Source organism: Agaribacter marinus (assembly GCF_030160655.1).
In the GTDB taxonomy this organism is placed as follows: Bacteria; Pseudomonadota; Gammaproteobacteria; order Enterobacterales; family Alteromonadaceae; genus Glaciecola; species Glaciecola marina.
Genome location: NZ_BSOT01000006.1, coordinates 219,201 through 242,357, shown reverse-complemented (window position 1 = coordinate 242,357; position 23,157 = coordinate 219,201). Strand labels below are relative to the sequence as shown.

The 23,157-nt window shown below is 42.0% G+C and carries 21 protein-coding genes; 13 read left to right on the top strand and 8 right to left on the bottom strand.

Annotated features, from left to right (window positions below):
* The 6 genes from gspJ (at position 1) to QQK00_RS11910 (ending at position 5,270) form a co-directional block, all read left to right on the top strand.
* Entirely contained in the window at positions 1-633 is a 633-nt protein-coding gene (gene gspJ, locus QQK00_RS11935) for a type II secretion system minor pseudopilin GspJ (RefSeq protein WP_284217807.1), read from the top strand.
* Positions 633-1,742, top strand: a complete 1,110-nt coding sequence (gene gspK, locus QQK00_RS11930) for a type II secretion system minor pseudopilin GspK (RefSeq protein WP_284217806.1) — start codon at positions 633-635, stop codon at positions 1,740-1,742. The genes gspJ and gspK overlap by 1 nt, the downstream gene beginning before the upstream one ends.
* 3 nt (positions 1,743-1,745) lie before the next feature.
* Positions 1,746-2,930, top strand: a complete 1,185-nt coding sequence (gene gspL, locus QQK00_RS11925; RefSeq protein ID WP_284217805.1) for a type II secretion system protein GspL — start codon at positions 1,746-1,748, stop codon at positions 2,928-2,930.
* A 31-nt stretch (positions 2,931-2,961) separates the two neighbouring features.
* A complete protein-coding gene (locus QQK00_RS11920) occupies positions 2,962-3,438 on the top strand; it encodes a type II secretion system protein M (RefSeq protein WP_284217804.1) in 477 nt (158 codons plus the stop codon).
* Positions 3,438-4,193, top strand: coding sequence for a type II secretion system protein N (locus tag QQK00_RS11915; RefSeq protein ID WP_284217803.1), 756 nt, complete (start codon positions 3,438-3,440; stop codon positions 4,191-4,193). The genes QQK00_RS11920 and QQK00_RS11915 overlap by 1 nt, the downstream gene beginning before the upstream one ends.
* Before the next feature lie 117 nt (positions 4,194-4,310).
* Complete coding sequence (locus QQK00_RS11910) at positions 4,311-5,270, top strand: GGDEF domain-containing response regulator (protein WP_284217802.1); 960 nt, start codon at positions 4,311-4,313, stop codon at positions 5,268-5,270.
* Here QQK00_RS11910 and yjjX read toward each other — a convergent pair.
* Positions 5,253-5,828: an inosine/xanthosine triphosphatase gene (gene yjjX / locus QQK00_RS11905; protein ID WP_348521154.1), complete on the bottom strand. Its 576-nt coding sequence runs from the start codon at positions 5,826-5,828 to the stop codon at positions 5,253-5,255. The two genes, QQK00_RS11910 and yjjX, sit on opposite strands and share 18 nt — an antisense overlap.
* 32 nt (positions 5,829-5,860) lie before the next feature.
* Entirely contained in the window at positions 5,861-6,553 is a 693-nt protein-coding gene (yrfG, locus tag QQK00_RS11900) for a GMP/IMP nucleotidase (protein ID WP_284217801.1), read from the bottom strand.
* A 79-nt stretch (positions 6,554-6,632) separates the two neighbouring features.
* Between yrfG and nudE the strand changes: the two genes are divergently transcribed.
* From nudE to QQK00_RS11880, 4 genes are read left to right on the top strand one after another with little or no spacing between them, the layout of a single operon-like run.
* Complete coding sequence (gene nudE, locus QQK00_RS11895; protein WP_284217800.1) at positions 6,633-7,196, top strand: ADP compounds hydrolase NudE; 564 nt, start codon at positions 6,633-6,635, stop codon at positions 7,194-7,196.
* On the top strand, positions 7,193-8,035 hold the full coding sequence (gene cysQ / locus QQK00_RS11890) for a 3'(2'),5'-bisphosphate nucleotidase CysQ (RefSeq protein ID WP_284217799.1): 843 nt from the start codon (positions 7,193-7,195) through the stop codon (positions 8,033-8,035). Before nudE ends, cysQ begins: the two co-directional genes overlap by 4 nt.
* Positions 8,036-8,072: 37 nt before the next feature.
* On the top strand, positions 8,073-8,681 hold the full coding sequence (locus QQK00_RS11885) for a YceI family protein (RefSeq protein ID WP_284217798.1): 609 nt from the start codon (positions 8,073-8,075) through the stop codon (positions 8,679-8,681).
* 43 nt (positions 8,682-8,724) lie between these two features.
* Positions 8,725-10,179: a sensor domain-containing diguanylate cyclase gene (locus QQK00_RS11880; RefSeq protein WP_284217797.1), complete on the top strand. Its 1,455-nt coding sequence runs from the start codon at positions 8,725-8,727 to the stop codon at positions 10,177-10,179.
* Between the two features lie 56 nt (positions 10,180-10,235).
* Here QQK00_RS11880 and QQK00_RS11875 read toward each other — a convergent pair whose 3' ends face one another.
* The 5 genes from QQK00_RS11875 to abc-f are packed head-to-tail and all read right to left on the bottom strand — an operon-like array spanning position 10,236 to position 16,686.
* The gene (locus tag QQK00_RS11875) at positions 10,236-13,067 is read right to left on the bottom strand and encodes a Kelch repeat-containing protein (protein WP_284217796.1); all 2,832 of its coding nucleotides are present in this window, start codon (positions 13,065-13,067) and stop codon (positions 10,236-10,238) included.
* Between the two features lie 12 nt (positions 13,068-13,079).
* Positions 13,080-13,298 carry a YheU family protein gene (locus QQK00_RS11870; RefSeq protein WP_284217795.1) on the bottom strand — a complete coding sequence of 73 codons (219 nt, stop codon included), beginning with the start codon at positions 13,296-13,298 and terminating at the stop codon, positions 13,080-13,082.
* Entirely contained in the window at positions 13,295-14,290 is a 996-nt protein-coding gene (locus QQK00_RS11865) for a hydrolase (RefSeq protein WP_284217794.1), read from the bottom strand. The genes QQK00_RS11870 and QQK00_RS11865 overlap by 4 nt, the downstream gene beginning before the upstream one ends.
* Entirely contained in the window at positions 14,290-14,757 is a 468-nt protein-coding gene (locus tag QQK00_RS11860) for a TIGR02444 family protein (RefSeq protein ID WP_284217793.1), read from the bottom strand. Before QQK00_RS11860 ends, QQK00_RS11865 begins: the two co-directional genes overlap by 1 nt.
* A 9-nt stretch (positions 14,758-14,766) precedes the next feature.
* Positions 14,767-16,686, bottom strand: a complete 1,920-nt coding sequence (gene abc-f / locus QQK00_RS11855) for a ribosomal protection-like ABC-F family protein (RefSeq protein ID WP_284217792.1) — start codon at positions 16,684-16,686, stop codon at positions 14,767-14,769.
* 204 nt (positions 16,687-16,890) lie between these two features.
* Between abc-f and QQK00_RS11850 the strand changes: the two genes are divergently transcribed.
* Positions 16,891-17,097, top strand: a complete 207-nt coding sequence (locus QQK00_RS11850) for a YheV family putative zinc ribbon protein (RefSeq protein ID WP_284217791.1) — start codon at positions 16,891-16,893, stop codon at positions 17,095-17,097.
* Between the two features lie 40 nt (positions 17,098-17,137).
* Here the strand turns inward: QQK00_RS11850 and QQK00_RS11845 are convergent, their stop codons facing one another.
* The gene (locus tag QQK00_RS11845) at positions 17,138-18,478 is read right to left on the bottom strand and encodes a glycerophosphodiester phosphodiesterase family protein (protein WP_284217790.1); all 1,341 of its coding nucleotides are present in this window, start codon (positions 18,476-18,478) and stop codon (positions 17,138-17,140) included.
* A 256-nt stretch (positions 18,479-18,734) separates the two neighbouring features.
* On the opposite strand from QQK00_RS11845, the gene QQK00_RS11840 reads away from it, so the two are divergent.
* The gene (locus QQK00_RS11840; RefSeq protein ID WP_284217789.1) at positions 18,735-20,318 is read left to right on the top strand and encodes an ABC-F family ATPase; all 1,584 of its coding nucleotides are present in this window, start codon (positions 18,735-18,737) and stop codon (positions 20,316-20,318) included.
* Positions 20,319-20,621: 303 nt separating this feature from the next.
* Positions 20,622-23,135, top strand: coding sequence for a TonB-dependent receptor (locus tag QQK00_RS11835; protein ID WP_284217788.1), 2,514 nt, complete (start codon positions 20,622-20,624; stop codon positions 23,133-23,135).
* Positions 23,136-23,157: the final 22 nt, after the last annotated feature.

Here is a 23,157-nt window from a genome sequence, read left to right as displayed (position 1 = left end):
ATGGAGACTAATTTCGCGCTACAGAGAACTCACAAGCATGGTTTTACCCTGATTGAGTTAATCATTGCAATCGCTATTTTTTCAATGATTGCATTAGCGACAGGGGCTGTATTCACAACGATTAAGTCAAGCAATGACAATTCTCAAATAGCCCTAAAAGATCTGCAGGCAATACAACGCACAATGCTGATAATGGAGCGCGATTTTTTACAAATGGTGGCACGCGCACCAAAAGTGTCAGGGCAAGAGGGAGAACCCTTTGTCATTAAAGGCGGCAACTTTGAATTCGAAAGTGATGAGGATGCCATCGGTTTTGTTCGCAATGGTTGGCATAATCCACAATTTATACTGCCAAGGAGTACTTTGCAAAATGTAGTTTACCGTTTGCAAGATAAACAGCTGCAACGTTTGCATACTAACCACGTAGATTCAGTCATTGGTACCGAACCTAAGGTGAGAGTGCTATATGAAGGTGTGACAGATTTTCAAGTAGAAGCCGCGTTTGAATTCACAAATGACGAACTTGATTTTGTCGAGAAAATCGAAAAAACAAGCCTACCAATTGCAATTAAAATCACCTTAGAAACAGACGCCTACGGTACCATTATTCGCATGTTTCAAGTGGCCCCTTAATGACACTATCAAGAGCTAAAAGCAAACAACGTGGCGTGGCATTGATAGTCGTGATGCTGATTGTCGCTTTAATTAGTATTATGGCAACGCAAATGACCTCTCGGCTGCAACTTAACGTAGCTAGAACAAGCAATATCAAGAATAATAATCAAGCGTATTGGTATGCCTTAGGTGCTGAGCAATTCGCTAAACAGTCTTTACTTGAACTTATGTCTTTAACGCCAGATAACATCAACTTAAGTCAACCATGGGCAAAACAATTCGAATACCCCATAGATGGCGGAGTAATTAAGGCAAAAATTACGGATTTACAAGCGTGCTTTAACTTAAATGGCGTGCTGCCTACGGCGAGCGATACTCCAGATACCTCGCAACAAAACAACAGGGACGACGCCAATAGCAATGACGCCGAAAACACAGAAAATCAAACCAACAATACCCAAGCGCCTGAAAACAATAGCAGTGATTCAATAAAAACCGTTACACAAGCTGCAAAAGATGCATTAGGTAATATACTGACACACTACATTGAAGATTCTTATGTTGTTGACACTTTGCGAGATTCAATCATTGACTGGATTGATGAAGACGACTTCCAATCTGACTTTGGTGCAGAAGACGCAAATTACGAATCTTTGCCTCAACCATATTTGGCTGCAAATAGTATGTTTGCAAATATCTCCGAAATTAGACTCATCAATGGCATTGAAGACGCTATGAAACAAGGATGGCTAAAACATTTATTGCCCCAACTATGCGTTGTACCTGAAAGAAATTTCAAACTCAATGTCAATACAGTAACGGAAGAATCTGCTATAGTGCTCGCCGCTTTACTCGGAATATCCAATGAAGATGCCGCTCAGATTATTTCAACACGGCCTGAAGAAGGTTTTACTGAGAAAGAAAATTTTTTAGACTTGCCAGAAGTGCGAGCATTAAGTTTACGGCCTGCGCAAACTAACTGGTTCGATGTAACAACAAAATATTTTAAATTATCAACACAAAGTGCCTTTGATAACGGCACTCAATTTAGCATGGTAACCGTGTTTAAAGTGAATGACGATAATACCGCTATAACGACCGTGAGTAGAGAGTTTGGAGGGATCTAACAAATGCAACAACTAGTGATTCGATTGGCTAGTCATGCCGATTTGCCTATCCATTGGATGTTATATTCCACAACAGAAGGTGAGATCATTGCCTCTGGCGAACTCAGTAACGACAGTCAACTAAGTAGCTTGCAAGAACACGCGACAGAATCTACAGTGATTGCCTTAGCGCCCGCCTCCGACGTATTGCTAACCACCGTCACTATACCTAAAAATGCAAATAGAAAGGTACTGAGCGCGATTCCATATATGTTGGAAGAAAATATTTGTGCCGACGTATCCGAACAACATGTTGCGCTCGGAAAGCGTGAAGGAGAACGTCAGCAGGTCGCGGTAATAGAAAAGCAAAAACTCATAGATTGGCAAGAAACGCTCAAAGACGCCGGCATTTTTTGTCAGCGGCTGATTCCAGACGCAATATTACTGCCGACCCCATCGGAAAATCATGTCAGCTTATTGCAGCTTGGCAATTCGCTGCTAGTTAAAACCTCTGAATATGAAGCACTTCAAGGCGAAGTTGATTGGCTACTGCCGCTGATATTGGCGAATGACGAAATTCAAATAAATGCGTTTAGTGAAATAGAAAACGCTGATCTGCCTGATAATAGCGAATTTAACTTTGATGAGTTGCCATTAGAACGTTTACGACAGCAAATATCTAGCGCAGATATAAACCTATTCCAGGGTGATTTTGCTGTAAAAGCGGCATCTAATCCGTTCTGGCAAAAATGGCGAATTGCAGCGGTATTGGCCATTTTCGCATTGTCGGCAAATTTAGTCGGTAAAACGATTGAGTTAAACCATCTTAAAAGCGAAAAAGCAAAAGTAGATCAATCAATATCACAAACAGTTAAGGCCTCTTTTCCCGGTATCCAGCGTGTGCGTATGTCAATCATAAAACGTTTAGTAGAACAAGAGATGCAGCGTCTAGAAGGTGCTGGTGGAGGCGCTAGTATGCTAGCACTATTATCCAAAATGTCCGGGGCGTTTAGTAATTCTGGCGTTACACCACAAACTTTGCGCTTTGATAGTAGCCGCACGGAACTGCGTATGCAATCTGTTGCCAATAACTTTGAATCGTTAGAACGCTTCCGCCGCGACATTCAATCACTCGGTTTGCAAGTTGATCAAGGCGCCATCAACAATAGAGGCGATCAAGTTGTTGGCGTTATAGTGGTCAAAGGTTAAGCATACATAGTCGTAAAGGAATAATTATCAAATGAACGCAGTTTCCCAGTGGTTTAAGTCACTCTCTGAGCGCGAAAAACTGATTGTTTTAATCGGTGGCGGCGTAGGTATTATCGCACTTTTTTACTTTGCCATATGGGCACCACTGAATCAGGCGATAGATGAAAATAAATCACAATTGTCGAATGCCAAAGCACTCAACGTATGGATACAAGAACGGGCTTCTCGCGCTCAGCTATTGAAACAAAGTGGACAAGCAAAGCGCTTTTCAGGTTCACTTACTCAGCTTGTAAATCAAACGACTCGCGGCGCCAATATTTCAGTTTCGCGTATGCAGCCCCAAGGCGAAGGTCTGCAAGTATGGATAGATGCAGTGCCATTTAATAACTTATTACGTTGGTTAGATACGCTTGAAAAACAAGGCGTTACAATTATTCAATCAGATATCAGCGAAACCGATAACCCAGGAATAGTTCAAGTTCGTCGCCTTCAATTAGGAAAGAGTTAATGAGAGTTTGGCAGTGGATATTATTTTGTGTCTTAATATATGTGCTTGGTTTGGTAATTTATGCGCCCGCAAGTTTGCTTACCAATGCCATTCAAAAAAACAGCCAAAATAAAGTCCTTTTTAGCACGCCAAATGGTACGTTCTTTTCTGGAGGTGCGGACCAAGTCATAGTAAACGGTATTAACATTAACAACGTAAAATGGGAACTTTCGCCGTTAAAGCTACTATTACTTTCAGCAAATGTCGACATTACTGGTGGTAATTTACGTGACATGGCTCAAACGTATGTCGCCGGTGACATAACAATTAACCTCTTAGATACAAATGATCTCAATATACAAAATTTACAAACTTACATACCGGTAAAAACACTTTTAGCGCAAGTACAGCTACCTGTATTTATTACTGCAGAGGGTCGTGTAAGAGCCAACATCCAGCATCTTGACGCTAGTCCAAACTGTATCGAGTTAACAGGCACAGGCAGCTGGCAGAATGCAGCTATTAGCTCTAATGGCAAAGTAACTAACTTAGGCAGCTTTGATGCAAACCTAAGCTGTGTAGAAAACGCATACGTGATTACTATGAATAACAAAAACATTCTGAACCTTGATGCGAGTCTATCCCTCACAACAACGGGTAGCTACAAAGTTTCGGGCAAGTTTAAACCCGATGATTCACTTCCATCAGAAATAAAACAAGCCGCTAATTTCTTTGGTCAACCAGACCAACAAGGCTTTTATCAAATTAACTTTTAAACTTAACAAATTATACTTTAGGCTAGTTTTACACAAAAACTGTTGTTTTTTTCTTCAGTTTGCGTTAATCATGCCGATTCGATACTGAACTTTCTATTAATCAAAGAGGTATTTCATATGGATATACCGCAGGAAGCAGTTCAAAGAGCTCGAGTTCTCATTATTGATGATGAAGCGAGCCAAATCATGACGATTCGCTCGACCCTTCACGCCGACTATGAAGTCAGTTTTGCTTGCAATACTGACGATGCATATAAGTTGTGCCATCAATTTCCACAACCTGACATCATTTTGATGGATATCGTTATGCCAAAGTGCAACGGGTATCAACTGTGTTCAATGCTAAAAGCCGATGCAGTCACCCATGATATTCCCATTATATTTATCTCAGGAAATGAGAGTGCAGAAGACATGGCGAAGGGGTTTAACGTTGGCTGTGTTGATTATTTGGTTAAGCCCATTAGGCAAACCGAACTCAAAGCAAGAATAGCCACACATCTAAGCTTAAATAGACAAACTCGTGCGCTAGAACGACTTGCCTATCAAGATCCACTCACCCTAGTGGCTAATAGACGCAAGTTTAACGAGACCCTGCAGCGAGAATGGGCAAGATGCACGCGTTATCACCAACCACTTGCGTTACTAATTGTTGATTTAGACGACTTTAAAGTAATTAATGATAATTTGGGGCACAGTGTTGGCGACCAATGCCTAACAACGGTTGCAGGTATTTTGCGCAATAGTATTCATCGGCCCGGCGATATGGTAGCAAGAATAGGTGGCGACGAATTTGCCCTCATTTTTAGTGATTTTGAACCTTGTGCTGCTGAAACTAAATGCCAATCAATATTAGACAGTGTTGCACTAATCCCTCCCCAAAAGAACGCGCAGGGTGAATATAAGCTAACCTTGAGTATGGGCATGTCGATAATGTATCCAGATACTAAATCAGATTCATTCGATGCCTTTCAAGCCGCCGACCGAGTTTTATATGAATGTAAAAAAAGCGGTAAAAATCGATATGAATTGTCTAAGCCTTACTACACTACTGAGTCTAAGTTAGCTCACTTCAAATAAATCTGAATATACATATGGGGCTAAAGCGAGAATAGTTGCGCTGGTATAAACCGACTGCCTTGTTTCTAGCCCATTTGTTAATTGACCTATTGCTCCCCCCTTTTGTTTTATATTCACGGTATTAAAAAGACCATCCATTGCACCGCCTAACTCTTCACCTTGCAATAACTTTTGGTATACCGATAAAGGAATAGGCATGGTTGCTGTTTGCCCAAAACACATGGTGCGTTCGTCAGAAATACAAATAACAGCAAAGGTTCTTGGCCCTTCATCAAAAACATCAACACCGCCTTCATAGGCGATGTAAAAATTCTTTAGTTCATTGTTTCGTTCTTTGACCTCAGCCACCATTGCCTGATGGTGGATTAAATACTCAACGCGGTTTTTGGCGCCGTCGCGAGTCTCTTCAAAATTCATTGGCTGATCAGGTACACTAGAAGGCGCATCAGCACCTTCAACTAACACCTCATTACCAGGAAACATCGCCTGGAAAGCAGTTAAGGCTGCATTAATTTTAACGGGATTCTTGGAACCCACAATGACTCTCAGTTTTTCCACTATTCGCTCATCTATATATCGAGTTTACTTTCTTATTTTGACGCACCGACGAAGTTATCACTAATGATCGAATCAGCTATTAGCGCATAGTCATTAATATGTAAATGACGTGACATAACGTTTTCGTCTTTTTTGCTATCTGGATTAGTAATGCCAAGCGTGTATTTAATACCATACTCACTTGCCGCATCCAAAATGCGTTCACTGTCATCCACAAACAAGGTATGTTCTGGACGAAACAATAGCTTGTTATGTAATTTTTGCCAAAAAGACTGAGACTCTTTACTGACGCCAAATTCATGGCTTGAAATTAACATATCGACATATTGATCTAACTGCGTTTGCTCCACTTTTAAACGTAAACTTTCTGGATGTGCGTTTGTTACCAATATCACTTGTCGCCCAGATTGCCTCAATGCGACTAAAAACGGAATGGTATCTTTTCGCATCTCAATAAGATGCTTTAGTTCCTGTTTTGCCGCGACAATATCGAGATCAAGCGTTTTCGCCCAATAGTCAAGGCAATACCACTCAAGTTGCCCATGTACCTTTGCATAAAGCGCTTCAAGTTCTTGTTTACATATCTCTATTGACTTTCCGCTGCGTATAGCAAGCTTCTGCGGAATTAACTCTAGCCAAAACTGATTGTCGAAATGTAAATCAAGCAAAGTACCATCCATATCCAACAAAACTGTTTCTATATTATGCCAGGGTAATCGTGTCAATCGAGCTTCCTTATGCTACTGTAGCCAAAACAGAATTTACAAAATTTTAATCTAACTAAGTGTATCTTGTATCGGCTCAATGAGTAAATCGAATCAACCAAAAACCTTACCGGTAATACATGCCCGTCGAAACGTTGCCAAAAGTAGATTGTTTTGCATAGAAGAAGTCGACTTAGAGTTTAGCAATGGCGAAAAGCGCACCTTCGAGCGAATGGCTGGCAGCGGCAGAGGGGCGGTAATGATTATTCCCTTACTCGACAACAATACTATGCTGCTGATTAAAGAATATGCCGCAGGCACTCATTCATATCAATTAGGATTTCCAAAAGGGTTAATCGACCCGAATGAAACCCCAGAAATCGCGGCTAACCGAGAACTTCAAGAGGAAGTAGGATATTCAGCGAAACACTTGTTAAGATTGCAGACAGTGCAGATGGCCCCGACGTTTTTTAACGCATCCATGCATATTCTTATCGCTCAAGATCTGCATCCGGCTAGCCTTGAAGGTGATGAGCCTGAGCCTTTGGACGTGATCCCCTGGCCAATCGACAATATTGACGAACTATTAGATAGAGAAGATTTTGGGGAAGCCCGCAGTGTAGCTGCATTACTCTTATTACAACGATGGAGAGATAGCAAATGATGTCAAAACCAATCGCCGAGTTATTAGAAATAGCGAAAGACATCGCTGTTCAAGCGGGTAAGGAAGTACTCGATATATACGACAAAGGTGACTTTGAGGCCTATGAAAAAGATGACGAATCCCCGGTCACTAGTGCAGATTATCGCGCAAATGAAATTATCGTTGAAGCGCTCAAACGGCTAACACCTAAAATTCCAATTATGTCTGAAGAGACAACGATTCCACCGCTTTTGGAACGCGAAAATTGGCGACGGTATTGGTTAATTGACCCCATTGATGGCACGCAAGAATTTATTGCGCGTTCGGGAGATTTCACAGTAAATATAGCACTAATTGAAGACAACAAACCCGTAATTGGCGTTATTTACTGGCCCTGTGGTCAGTCACTTTATTTTGCTAGCCACAACGAAGGCGCATATAAACGTTGTCCAATCGAAACTAAGCCAATTAATGTGCGGAAATTTTCTGTCCCCAGTGAAGATGTTGTGGTCATTGCTATTAGTCGCAGACAATCCAGAGAACGCGTACTCAATCGTCTTACCTCAAAACGCGAATACCAAACCTTACCTACAGGCAGCTGCTCCCTCAAAGCCTGCTTCATTGCTGAAGGTAAAGCAGACGTATTCATGCGTTTAGGCAAAACAGGAGAATGGGATACTGGCGCTTCTCAATGCATTATAAATGAAGCTGGTGGCGAAATTTGCGCGGCCGATTTTAACGAAATCACTTATAACCTAAGAGAATCGGTAGACAATCCTGATTTTGTTGTCTTAGGCGATAGTCGTGTTGATTGGCGAAGCATTGTGCAATATTATTCAACAGACGAAAGTGATTCGTAGCCTTCGTTTTAAACGTTTACACAAGGACAGTTAGGCAATGAAACTAACACTATATAAGCAATTCACATTAGCTTCATCAATTATTATTAGCACCTTGCTAACCTTTTGTTTGGCGGGTCAAGCACATGCCAATTACTTACTCGATGAAAACGCTAGTTCATTATATTTTTTATCGACTAAGAATATCAATATTACTGAAACTCATACCTTCGATAGTATCAGCGGTACACTCAGTGCTTCAGGTCACTTGCAAATTGATATTGATTTAAGCTCAGTGAACACACTAATACCGATACGCAACGAGCGTATGCAAAATATGCTCTTCAACGTAAGCGAACATGCAACAGCAACATATACTGCAAACGTAGATAAGGCTTTGTTGACACATCCAGTAGGTACAGCCAAACGGGTTACAGTTGAGGGTGACTTAACTATTAGTGGTATTTCTCAAAAAGTAAGTTTTGAGGTGCTAATAGTGAGGTTAAACAATGGGAATATATCTGCAACCACCTTAAAGCCCACAGTATTAAATGCTGCTCAGTTCGACTTAGGTACTGGTATTGAAGCGCTGCGAGAAATTGCCAAATTGGCTCAGATATCTAGTACAATTCCACTGACGTTTAGTATTGAATTTACTAAACAGTAAGGAAAATACTAGCTCTTAAGATTCAAGTGGATAGAGGTTAACAGTGGCAGCAAATCAAAATCAAAAGAACCTGTTTCTTGCGCTAGGTGTAGCGGTATTTCTTGTCTTAGTAATATCAGGTTACGCCACAATTAATGACTTAGCAGGTAAGCAAAGCCAACAACATCAGCAATCTATATCACCTGTATTTGCGCTTATCGAAAATGAGCTCACTGAACCCTTACATATTGCAAAAACACTCGGTGAAATTGGCGTGTACGACCAATACTTTAGAAGCGAAGAGCCTGACAAAGATGCCTTAGTTACACAGCTAAAAGGCTATCAAGATGCATTTGGTTTCCAATTTTACTTAGCACACGACAAATCAAGAAAACAATTTAACTCCGATGGTAGAGTGTTCGACCTGATAGAAGGTCAGATAATCTGGTATTTCGCCTTGAAAGATGAGACGGATTCGGAAATACAAGCCGTACTTGGTCAACGAGAAGATGTTCACTTATACATTGATGTTCGTCAATATGACGACGATGGGAAATTTATCGGCTTCGCTGGTGTAGGTAAATCGTTATCTGACTTTCTAGAGTCATTCGAACGTTTTCGCGGCGAGTATGGACATGAATTTGTATTTGTTAATAATCGCGATGAGATTGTGCTTTCCTCCATTTCCGAACTCTCTCCTGCGCAGGCAGAAACGGCAACGTCAGGAATTGGTATCAAGCAATTGCCTGAACTCTATTGGTACGATGAATTTACTGAAAAATCAAAAGATACCGTAGAACCAAGCGTTATTGTTGAAGCCGAAGAAGGTGACTTATTGGTATCGAGATTAAATTTGGAAAATCTCAATTGGAGTCTATACATTCTTACGCCACTCAATAGCCGCCAACAAGAAGTGAATCAATCATTTGCTATCTACGTTGCGCTTGGCATGGTATTGATTTTATTTGCTTACAAAATCCTTTACCGGATAGTGGATGCCTATATCGACAAAGTCAGTTCTAACATGAATCAAGACCCTTTAACTGGACTATCCAACCGTAAGTATGGCCGCATGTTCTTCAATAGAATGCGCAAACGCAATAGACAAATTGCTGTAGTAGTGACTGACTTAGACCATTTCAAACGCATAAATGATACCTATGGGCATATGGCAGGCGATCAGGTACTTAAAACAATTTCTGATTGTTTCTCTAGTGTTGTGAAAAAACAAGACTTAGTGGTTCGATGGGGTGGAGAAGAATTTGCCTTCATTCTACCCGATACTGATGGGGAAGAAGCGAAAGAATTAGCAGAGGCAGCCCGACTAGCGATTGAGCGTTTGGAGATTCATATTAACGAGTCTGTTAACGTCAAAGCAACGGCTAGTTTCGGTATCTATGCGTCTAGACAATACGCTGATACTTTAGACGTGATGATTGAACGCGCAGACCGAGCAATGTACAGAGCCAAAGCAGAAGGTAAGAATCGAGTACTTAGCGGTTGTGAACAAACGTTATAGCCATCTCGCTTGGAAAGACTTAGTAAACCTTTGTTCACTCTTAACATATTTTATGACTAATAAATCAAGGCTACCCAATCATGAGCTTTTGAAGGGGGCCTTAGCGATGTGTTTGCCTTATTGACGTTTTGTAAACTAGTGCGCTGCACGTGAAATCCACCTTCAATAGGGTTAAACCAAGCAATGTATGACATCTTAGTATCCGAAAGATCAACTTTCACCTGACTATTTTTTGCGACGTAAACGACCATTTTTGAATGCAGGTTACCGAAGGCATAACTATTGTTTGAGATAACTAATTGGTTCAAGGGCTTCATTTGCCAATAGGCGAGTTGATTTTCGAAAAAATCCAAAGCAATGCGTGTTTGTTTCCAAATATTCGTGCGACTACGAAGATCTTCAGCACTTAAATCATTGTGAGGATGATGAGCACCAAAGTACCACTCTACACCCGCACCACCAGCCATCAAACTGCCCCATAGCGTATGAAATCGAATAATATCGTGAGAGGCATCCACACTATCAGGTCGCGCACCGTCCTTCCATAAACCCACTTCATCCATTGTAATCAGCCATGGCAATCCAGATGCTTGACTGATAGCCTTCCATTCAACCAGTTGCTCATTGACTAATTTGGGCTGATCAACTTGGAATGACAAACCATCTACACTTTCATCAGCCAGTAGGGGAGGTAAAATATCGTGTTTCTCTTTGCTTGTTGAATGGGTATGAATGATTGTTGGTCGACCATAAGGGTCATGCTCATGTAGATAATTAAACATTGCTTTGCGTTGCGCATGGCTCTGTCCAACCGGCGACCAATGCGTGGGACCATTTTCTTCACCTAAATTCCAAATGATGCCATTTAGATGAGCAAAGCGCGCAATCATTTCAGATAGATACAGCTGACGCGTTAATCCAGTATTGCCATTATCAAGCAAAGTTTCATTTTCGGTTTCTTGCAATACCACATGCACCATTACCCCTTTACGTTGCATGTGTTCGAACACGATCCGCCATTGATCTAACTTACTCACATCAAATCGAGTCATGTGATCAGGCGACACGTGCGGCCACACGTCATTCCCGTCACCATTAATATTAAAACTTAAAAAGTATGCTGAATTAAGCGATGCGCTCTCAAGGTAATTAATCAAACCAATTAGATTTTTACCTTTCTCTTGTTGCCATACAGGATCACCAATTTGCCAATCATTACTATGTGGTTTAAATTCATGGAGTTGCGTATTTACGGATGCTTCATACTGCCTTGTTTGAGATTGTAAGCGATAGGTACCATCAAAACCTTCAAAGCCCAATAAGTTTTCAGGACTATTCGTGCCGCCTTTCAACCAATGTTTATCTTGATTATCAGCATAAAAGTAGCCGTCGACGATAGATATTTTACCTAAAGCACAAAAGTCGGGGGCTTTGCAGCGATTAGCAACGACGTCTATGTTACCAGTGCCATTTGTAATTGATATGTTGCCTTTTGATTTCGATATATCAAGTGCAACATGCTCACCATAATGTAGTTTGGCGTCATAGGACCAACTACCGAGTTGGTCAGGCGTAAAATGTGCTCGCCAAACATGCCCTTTGCTAGCGGACGTATTTGCGGCATCTCCGTCCGCAGCAAAATACCCCTTTATTCTATGTTTTTTACCACTTTCAAGATGCGTAAAAATAACCGATAAGTGGTTGTTTATAAAAGGGTTATTGTTGTCCATTTCACTGGTGTCTTGGCCAATGAAATCCAAGGTGATCGGCTCGTAAACCCCTGTCACGAATGCACTTGCTTCTATGTTTTGTTTAGGCAAGGCAAGTCTTTCAGTAGAGACCAACTCTGGCCCACCACCACGATTACCACTCCCAGAGACAGTGTAAACATAATCAACACCATCATGATTGAGCATGGCAAAGCCCGAACCATGCCGCCCTAAGTTCAAGGAAGACACTTTCTGCCAGACTTGAGTCTCGGGTACAAAGAGGTACACCTCATTGTGCGCAATCCCTTGTATACCGCTCTCCCCGCCGCCAACGAGTACGCCTTGCGATGTCGCAATAGCCATATTGCCTGCGCTTTGCAGAGGAATATTCAGACCTTTTGGTAATGTGCTCCATTGCTGCGTTCTAAAATCATACACATCGACATATGGCGTTGTTAACTCAAACACCTGCTTTGTCGCGAATGAGGATTTTCTGCCACCCAATAAATACAATTTGTGATCATATACTGCGGCCTGAGTATGGTCTCTTCCATGTGGCGCATCGGCTAAGCGTTGCCATTCTCCCGTTTTAGGATCATATGAATCAAACCAAGCATTTGTGCCTCGCATATGGCCTTCGGTAATACCACCAATAACATAAATTTTTCCTTGGTAAACCGCCGTCGCTGCGCCGCCACGTCGACGGTCTTCTGGAATAACATGTGCGTCATGAAAGGTATCAGTTTCTGGTGTATATTTGATCACACGGTCGATGGGCTGTTCGTTTGGAAATCCCCCGGTAAAAGCACCCAAAATGTATATATCATCCCCATAAGCAGCCGCTTGGAAATGATGGATCTCTAGGGGCGGTTTTGCTCTCGATTCCCAGCGATTAGTATTGGGATCAAACACGTCCGTAGGGTTTACTCTGCGCCCACCAAGTAAATAAAGTTTATTGTCGTGAGCAACCAAACTCGCTTCATGGCGAGGCACAGGATCGCTAAGTTGTGCAACCTGCTCCCACTGAGCGCTAATCAACGGCTGTTTTTTTTGCATGACGGTAGTCGTTTCAGATGAATGCTGGCAGGCAACAAGCAGAAAAAAAACAAGTACATAAAAAAACGAACTTGGCTTTACACTGTTACTTTTTTTACTCGGCACAAGCTTGCGGTATTTCATTGAGTATTCCGATTATTTTTGTAAATGATCCTTAAATACTATGTTAACGGAATCAAACTCTTCTGAATACTGTATAAATACCTCGCCAACTTCCAGTTGCTTATATACGTCATCTACTTTTTCATTCAGCGTTTTTTCTATATCCCCGTAATCCGTGCCCTCACGGAGGACAAAGCTTTCGATTAAATTTATTAGTGTGGTTTTTTCGAGGTCTTTGTAAGGAATAATCATAAATGTTCGCTAATAAATTTCGTAATTCTATTGGGTAACCATAAGTTGGGTTTTACGGGGTTTCCTTGAATAAAGCCCACATGCCCACCAAACTCGCTTATTTCATAGGCGACACTTGGCGAAAGTTCTTCAGCTTGAGGTATCACCCGCGCATCCATAAACGGGTCATCACGCGCATGCAGTATAAGTGTTGGCGTATTTATGTCACGCAAGGTCGTTATTGCACTGCATTGGGTATAATAATCATCAGCCCCCTTGAAACCATGCAATTTGGCCGTAATATGTTCATCAAATTCGCGAAAAGACGAAAACGTCGCAATGTCTTTTGCCGACACGTCAATGAATCGTGTCATATCGATATGTTTGATCTTATTGAGTATGTTTGCCTTCATACTACGGAGTAAATGTGCCTGATAATACTTCGAAAAGCCAAAATTAATTGCCTCTGCCGAGGCATGAAGATCGATCGGTGCAGATACTGCAATAGCCGCGTTGACATATGCTTGGTTCTCGTTGTGCTGTTCTGCCAACAACTTCAGCAATACATTGCCACCAAGTGAATAGCCAACACAAAACAATGATCTTGTTGGATACCGCTGTTTTATGCGCTTAATAATGTATCCGGCGTCCCCAGTATCGCCAGAATGATAAGCTCTGTGCGTCAAATTCATTTCACCACTACACCCACGAAAGTGCATCAGCACAGCACCAATATTGTGCTGATACAAATATGCAAACAACTGCCTTACGTAATGCGAGTTAATCGATCCTTCTAACCCATGAAACACAAGCGCGATAGCTTTTGGTTGTTTGGGTAAGTACCACGCTAAATCAACAAAATCACCATCTGGCGTAGCCACCCGCTCGGGAATGATCTGAATATTTGGTGATGGTGCAAAAAATTTCGGCCAAATTGTTTGAACATGCGGATTCTTCGCCCAGAAGGGAGCGGTAAATGTGGAAGCTGACAACCTACCGTAACGCGTTACCATCAGATATTTGCCGCTAAGGTGTTAATAGCATGAATATGAGTACTCTCGAATACCAATGTCTTGTCAAACGACAATAAATAGCCTTTTATAGCCTGCGAAAAAGAATCCGTATTTCTCATAGGCAATTCAGCAGAGGAGAACGCTTCCAACAAAATATCTTGTATTGCGCGTTCCATTTTTAGCTCTTCGTCCAGTGCTTTTTTGTAGAGATCGCCACCCATTGTTTTCAACGCTTTACGTTTTTCACGATGTGCTTTAATTTGATCATCAGATGCTTGAATAAGGTGCTGAAGATATTGTAAAGCCTCGGCAGAAATTGCCGTTTTTTTGTCTGCAAGATACATACAAAACAACAGTACATTTACGTTGGCATTTAACTCATCCTGTAAGATTAAACACGCACGCTTTACGTCTTTTTTCCTGTATGTATTGATGGAATACTGCCAAAATTCATCTACTGGAATCATTGTCAACTATCAGGCCAATTGTTGTTTAAATGTTTGTTCCGCGGCTTCAATATCTTCTGCCGCTTGCATCCAATCCATTTCAACAATTTCTAATGCGGATTTACTCTCGGCTTGTTGTTTAAGTACCTGAGTTAATTTAGCTTTGTTTTCAGCAGCGTAAATATCTGGCTCAGCTAATGCGGTTTCACATTCCGCAAGTTTTTCATTCAGTGTTTGCATTTGTTTTTCAGCGCTTTGTAGCTGATTCTTAAGTGGCTTAATTGACTGTCTAAACTCGGCCTCTAAACGCTTTTGCGCCTTGCGATCAAGTTGTGAATTTTGTGCCTTATCTTCGTTGACCACTTGAGATGATTTCGTTTGTTTACTACCTTGCAACATCCATTTGCGATAATCCTGCAAATCTCCGCCAAAAGGCTCTACCTTGCCGTCATCCACTAAATAAAAATCGTCACACACAGCCTCTAATAAAAAGCGATCATGCGATACTAATACAATTGCGCCCTGATAAGTTTGTAGCGCATAATTTAGCGCTTGACGCACCTCAATATCTAGGTGGTTAGTTGGCTCATCCAGTAATAGTAAGTTGGGTTTTTGATAGACTAGCATTGCCAAAACTAAACGCGCTTTTTCACCACCAGACATTGGCGCTACAGGTTCTACAGCTCTGTCACCATGAAAACCAAAACCACCCAAAAAGTCGCGAATCGATTGCTCAGTGACCTTATTGTCTAAACGCTGTATGTGCAAAAGGGCCGTTGCTTGCATATCTAAACTGTCCACCTGATGCTGAGCAAAATACCCGACATCTAAACCGGCAGACAAATGATACTCACCCGATAATGGCGACAGTTCACCCGCTAACAACTTTACAAGCGTCGATTTTCCCGCGCCGTTACGTCCCAGTAAACCAATACGACTACCTGGTACTAAATTAAGTGCAATGTCTTTCAATATAACGGTTTCACCATAACCTACTTGAGTGTTTTCCATACCAATGAGCGGGTTAGGCAATTTGTCTGGAGGCGGAAATTCAAAACTAAATTCGCTCGCTTGATGCACTGGCATCAGTTCTTGCATTTTCTCGAGTTGCTTTACTCTTGATTGCGCTTGCTTCGCTTTACTTGCCTTAGCTTTAAAGCGTGTAATAAAACTTTCTAAATGTTGGCGTTTCTTTTGTTGTTTGTCGTACTCACTTGCAGCAAGCGACAAACGCATTGCTTTTTGTTTTTCATATGATGAATAATCACCAGTGTAAGACACCAATTGTTGGTGCTCGAAACTCACAATTTGCGACACAGTACTATCGATAAACGCCTGATCGTGTGAAATAAGTACTAGCGTGCCCTTATATTGCTGCAACCAGTTTTCCAACCAAATAACCGCATCCAAGTCCAAATGGTTTGTTGGCTCGTCTAATAAAAGTAAGTCAGATGGACACAGCAGCGCACGCGCTAAGTTTAAACGCATTTGCCAACCGCCAGAAAAATCACTAACGGGCGAATAATGCTTGTCTTCAGTAAAACCTAAACCGTTGAGGATGCTAGCTGCGCGTGATTGCACATCATAGGCACCGGCTTGCTCAAGTGCATCATGCAATTCAGCTAAGCGTTGACCACTGTCGTCGGGAGTTTGAGCAATTTCTTTCTCAATAGCACGAAGTTGTGTATCACCATCAATCACATATTCAATGGCAGGGCGCTGCATGTTGTCAATTTGCTGTGCCACCGACACCACTTGCCATGTCTTTGGCAGAGTTAAGCTCCCGTCATCTGTTTGAAGCTGTCCCTGAAACAAGGCAAACAAGCTCGATTTACCGCAACCATTGGGTCCAATAATGGCTATTTTGTGCTGTGGGTAAATATCTAAATTGGTTTTTTCGAGGAGTACTTTTGGGCCACGCTGTAAACTGACCTGTTGCAGTTTTATCATTATTTTTAACCTAGATCGTAATATTGCAAGAATAGCAAATTTGCGATTTTTGATCATTCGCTTTTGTTCAAGGGTATAATGAAGCTAAAACGTATGTAATGTTTAAACCTTGCAGTACTCATACTGCCAATAATTTAAATTCAAATGCTGTTATCCCATGCATATAGGATTCAGTAAATGATATTCACGTGATTAAGAAAGTACATGCCTACCAAAAAAAGAAAACGATTCATTGCAGGTGCTACCTGCCCCAAATGTAAGTCAGTCGATACTCTTATGCTGTTTTTTGAAAATAACATTGAACAACTCGCATGCGTAAAATGTGATTATTCAGAAAGCCAGACTGACAGAGATACCGCAAAAGCAAGTAAAAATGACGCCGGTGTTATCGGCGTCTTTAAACCTGACTAAGCATTTACCGGAACAAATTGACTAGTCATGTTGATCTTTGCTAAATACTTGCAGGCATGCCCATACAGCTTGCATAGTAGCTGGTTGTGCCCGCCCAATCTGAAAATACACCAATAACGCCGACATCTTTCGCTAGCACATCAAGTAACATCATTTGATCACCATCATTGTCGGTAATGTTCGCAATGGTTTGATAGTACCAACCGCCGCCAGACTCAAGTGTACCAGAGCGCTCAAGTGTCCACGTAATAATATCTAACCCTGCTTTTTTGGCCGCTATCGCATAGTCAGATGGAACGATTGTACCCTCATCACTCTCAGTCACTAGCATCCATGTCGGAGGGGCAATGATCTTTACACCTTGGGCGACTAATTCATCCATACTCGGCGACCATGTTTCACTATTGGTCACGTCAAACACAGGCTCGCTATATCGCCCATCAAGATATACTGCCTGTTGAGCAAACTCCGGTGCGTTAGCTATCCAATACAATACGTCATCGTAATTAAATGATTGCGCCCATACGTCACTCGCTGGCACACCTGCTAACTTATATTCATCGAGCATTTTTTGTGCATAGTCTTCTTGCGAAAAACCGTTAAATGGCATTTCAACACTTGCTGACTTAAGCTCAGGTGTCATTTTTACACCGAGTGATTTAAATAACTCAATACTTTCTGCATGGGTTAACAGCGTTCCCTTACTTGCGTACAAATCGGTTCGCCATGGCGCAGTGCCATCCATATATTCCTCTACAGTCGTGCCATTTGGGTTTGCTGCATCCATTTTTCCAGTCAGCGTTTTAAACTCAGCAAGCGTAACATCACTCGTACAGCAACGTGCTTGAGCAGCGATACCATTTACAGGGTCAGCCGGCGAAAAAGGTATAGAACATTTTGACGCCAATTCTGTTGCTAAAATGTCAGTGGTTGTATGCAAATCACACTGGGAATGTCGACATACTAATTCTTGATCTGCGGTAAACGTCACATCACATTCAAGGATACCTGCACCCATGCGGGCAGCAGCCTCATATGATTCTTTTGTATGCTCGGGATATTGCATAGGTGCACCACGGTGCCCAATTGAAAAATCAGTTTTATAAAATGGACCTTCAGCACATGCTTGAAGGGCAGTTTTCAGCTCACCCTCATCCATATCTTCGACCAAAAAATATGGACGTGACCCTAACTGAATGTTGTTGGTACCACCCGCAGGGACTTGCACAATCACCGGGACTTCTACTGTTTCAATCTGTGTCACAGTATTTTCAACAATTACCTGTTTCTCTACTTCAACTATCTCAATACTATCGTCGTCACACCCGCTGATCAGCGTCACTGCCCCTATCAATCCTATCATTGCTATTTTTTTTATCATGTTTCTGCTCCCGTTGTGGTGAAAGAGCAGATAAAGTAGCGATCGGATATGACATATTTGAGGATATAATATGACCAATTGATGATGTTTTTCTGACAGATTCAATGCAGCCATTCGACGTAGACAAGACCCTACTCGTATGCACGAATGAACAACATCTTTTGGTTAATGTACGCGGTATACGTTTCACCAATGCGCAAAATAGTGTACACTCCGCGCGCTTTTTAACCACTTCTATCTTTCTCTTGGAATTCTCTTGATTACTACAGCTAATATCACAATGCAGTTTGGCGCGAAGCCATTATTTGAAAACATATCCGCCAAGTTTGGCAACGGTAACCGCTACGGCCTTATCGGTGCCAATGGTTGTGGTAAATCTACCTTAATGAAAATATTAAGTGGCGAACTTGCGCCTACCTCTGGCAACGTATCAATTACACCGGGTGAACGCCTAGGTATATTGGGTCAAGACCAGTTTGCCTTTGAAGAGTACTCGGTAGTAGATGCAGTCATTCAAGGTGACGCCAAGCTATGGGAAGTTAAAAAGGAACGTGATCGCATCTATAGCCTGCCAGAAATGTCAGAAGAAGATGGTATGAAAGTAGCCGACCTTGAAACTGAATTTGCTGAAATGGATGGCTATACGGCCGAAACGCGCGCCATCGAATTGCTGGTTGAAGCTGGTATAGGTGAAGAGTTTCACTTTGGTTTAATGTCTGAAGTTGCGCCGGGCCTTAAGCTACGCGTATTGCTCGCTCAAGCATTGTTCGCAGACCCTGATATTTTGTTGTTGGACGAACCGACCAATAACCTTGATATATACACTATCAATTGGCTCGCCGATGTTTTACAGCAACGCAAGTGCACCATGATTATTATTTCGCATGACCGTCATTTCTTAAATTCGGTCTGCACGCATATGGCTGATATCGACTACGGTGAACTCCGTATTTACCCCGGCAATTATGAACAATATGCAGAAGCCGCTGCTCTCGTTCAAGAACAAATACACTTAGAAAACGCTAAAAAATCGACTGAAATTGAAGAACTAAAGGGCTTCGTTGCGCGTTTCTCAGCAAATGCGTCAAAAGCAAAACAAGCCACCTCCAGAGCGCGTCGACTTGAAAAAATTGAGCTAACGGATGTCGTTCCATCGAGCCGTCAATCGCCTTACATCGTCTATAAACAGCATAAAAAGTTACACCGTTTAGCCCTTGAGTTATCTGAATTGAGCCACGGCTTTGATGAAGAAGCGCTGTTTACAAGTGGCGATATTTTACTAGAAGCTGGTTCGAAACTCGCCGTTATTGGTGAAAATGGTGCGGGTAAAACGACTTTCTTAAAATTACTTATGCGTGAATTAGAAGCAAACTCAGGCCGTATCAAGTGGGCCGAGAATGCACAAATCGGATACTGTCCGCAAGATACAAGTGCTGATTTTGCCGTCGACATGAACTTGTTTGATTGGATGTCGCAATGGCGCAGGCCAGTTCATGATGATTTAGCCGTGCGCGCTATCTTGGGCCGTTTGTTATTCTCATCTAATGATATCGAAAAATCTGTAACCGTATGCTCTGGGGGCGAAAAAAACCGATTAATGTTCGGCAAGCTCATGATGCAAGAACTCAATGTTATCATAATGGATGAACCAACAAACCATATGGATATGGAAGCCATTGAAGCCCTAAACAATGCATTGCAAGGTTTTGACGGCACATTGATTTTTGTCAGTCATGACCGTGAATTTGTCTCTAGCATTGCGACCAGTGTAATTGAAATTAAACAGCAGGAAATGGTCTATTTTCAAGGGACTTACGACGAATATTTATCTAAGTCCTAAATCTAAAATTAAGACAATTTGCCAATAGTCCAATCAATGCACAAACACCTGGCTTAGTCAAAAACATATAGATTTTATCAAAGCGTCGGCACTTCAATAGGTGTCGACGTTTTTTGTATACGAACTCTCCCTCTCCTGTTGCACCATACTTAACTCTCTATAACATTACTTAACCCTCTATAGTTGAAGCACATCTAGTCGCCGCCCACCTCAAAATAAGTGCTTGTTGCATTTATTGTTATAGTATAACATTTCATTAATTTGAATTTGATACAATATAACATTACATAAAGAGAGTTCAGTATGAGGAAACTGTCGAAAGTTGCTGCTCTGGTTTGTGCCGCATTGTCTATGCCAGCGGTGGCGCAAACTATCGAAGGTACTGTCGCCACATCACAGGGAAAACCAATTGTAGGTGCCAAAGTTGAGCTTGAAGGATTAGGTTTGCAAGTACTGACAGACGCTAAGGGGAATTTCCTTTTTGAAGATGTAAAAGAAGGAAAGAACGAGATTCATGTTAGTGCACAGGGTTTTACACATCTTCACGAAGATGTGGATGTTCTATCCTCAACCCCGAGTAAAATTACATTTACCCTTTCTAAAAGCCCGATAGAAGTGATAGACGTTATTGCATCTCCTATTCATCTTTCTTCAATGGAGTCGGCAATACCTGTGCATGTGTTGGGTGGAGAAGCACTGCGCCGCGACCAAGCAGCTACATTAGGTGACAGCCTAGAGCAATTACCAGGTGTACATACAAGTTTTCATGCCAAAGTCGCTAGTACCCCAATTATTCGAGGTCTAAGCGGGCCAAGAGTCTTGATTGCCCAGAATGGTTTGGATGTGAGTGATGTTTCTAGAGTTGGGCCCGATCACGCGGTTACTTCAGAAGCCTCTACTGCGCAACAAATTGAAGTACTCAGAGGCCCTGCAACATTATTTTACGGCAGTGGCGCAATTGGCGGCGTGGTTAATGTAGTTGACCAACGAGTGCCCACTAGTAATGACACCAAAGGCGAATGGTTACTCGAAACTAGCTCGGTGGATAAACAAAAACTTGGTTCGTTCAATGCCACAATTGGCGCTGGCGATTTTGCTTTTTATGCTGACGGTTTCTTTCGTGATTCCGATGATTACAACGTGCCAGTTGCACCAGAGTTAGAGCTTGAAGACGATGACCACGGCCATGAAGGTGAAGGTGAAGGTGAAGACAAAAAACACGGGAAAAATTTTAAAGTCGCCAATAGCAGTGAGAAATCCTCTGGATTTACAGTAGGCACGAGTTATCTGCTTGATAACGGCTATGTTGGCGTATCTGTTGAGCAGTACAATCGTGAGTATGGCATCCCTGGACATAGTCATGAAGATGAAGAGGGTCATGGAGATGAAGAGGGGCATGAACACGGAGAAGAAGGGCATAGCGACGAAGAAGTCTTTGCTGACCTAGAACAAACTAAAATCCAATTCCTCAGCAAACTGAGCGTTAGAGACTCTATTATTAGCGGTTTCAATACACGTATTGGTTATACTGATTATGAACATGCAGAAGTAGAAAATAGTGAAGTCGGCACTAATTTTAAGAACGAAACCTTTGAAGCCCGCGTTGAAGTTATTCATCAAAGCTTCTGGGGATTTAATGGTGGCGTAAGTTTTCATTACAAAAAAAGTGATGTCGAAGCGCAGGGAAGTGAAGCGTTTACGCCGCCATCTGAAACAGAAATGTTTGCAGTCGCACTAATGGAAGAGCGTCACATCGGTGATGTACTTCTACAATTTGGCGCGAGAACAGAGCGCGTTACATTAACCGCTGATAGGGTCTTACTTCCTTCACTCGACGCTCATGAGCATGACGATAGACATATGGATGAAGATGGACATGATCACGAAGATGGGCATGACCATGAACATGAAGACGTGCACGGCGGCGATGCTTCAATAATCCGTACGTTTTATGCTGAGCACGAATTTACGCCTGTCAGTGTATCATTGGGTGCCTTGTGGGACTTTACACCTGGTTATAACTTGGGTTTGTCAATTTCTCGTTCACAAAGAGCGCCTTCGGCATCTGAGCTTCTTTCATTTGGTCCACATATTGGTACTCGTACTTATGAAGTAGGTGCTCTGTTTGCACTCGAGCAACACGATGGCATCGATGAAATAGGCTTAACTGATGAAATCATTGATTTAGAAACCGCCAGCAATATCGATCTGAGCTTTAGAAAAACCCAAGGCCATATCGGGTTTATTTTTAACGTATTTTATAATCAAGTAGACAACTACTATTATCAAATTGATACAGGATTATTTGCTGACGATGGTCATAATCATGGCGACGAAGAAGGCCACGAAGATGAACACGGCGGAGAATTACCTGTCTTTATCTTTCAGACTGACGATGTGATTCTAAATGGATTTGAGGCACAAATTGCCTGGCAAGTGAATGACACCTTTAACACAACGGTATTTTCTGATTTCGTTAGAGCGCGTCTTAAAAACGGCGGCAATTTGCCACGAACACCACCATTTCGCTTTGGTACTCAGCTCTCTTATGAAACTGAAACGATAAGTGCGCATTTAGATATTACTCGTTATCAAGCACAAGAACGGATCTCTGCGTTCGAAACCGAAACTGACGGATATACCCTAGTCGATCTGCACGCTGACTACACATTACCTTATTTCAACGAGTCCATGGCTGTGTATTTTAAAGGCGAAAACTTAAGTGATACCGAGGCCCGCGTGCATACTTCCTTTTTGAAGGATCTTGCACCACGACCCGGCCGAAATTTTACTGTTGGCATCAAAGGCTACTTCTAAATTTAAGAACAAGGAAACTTAC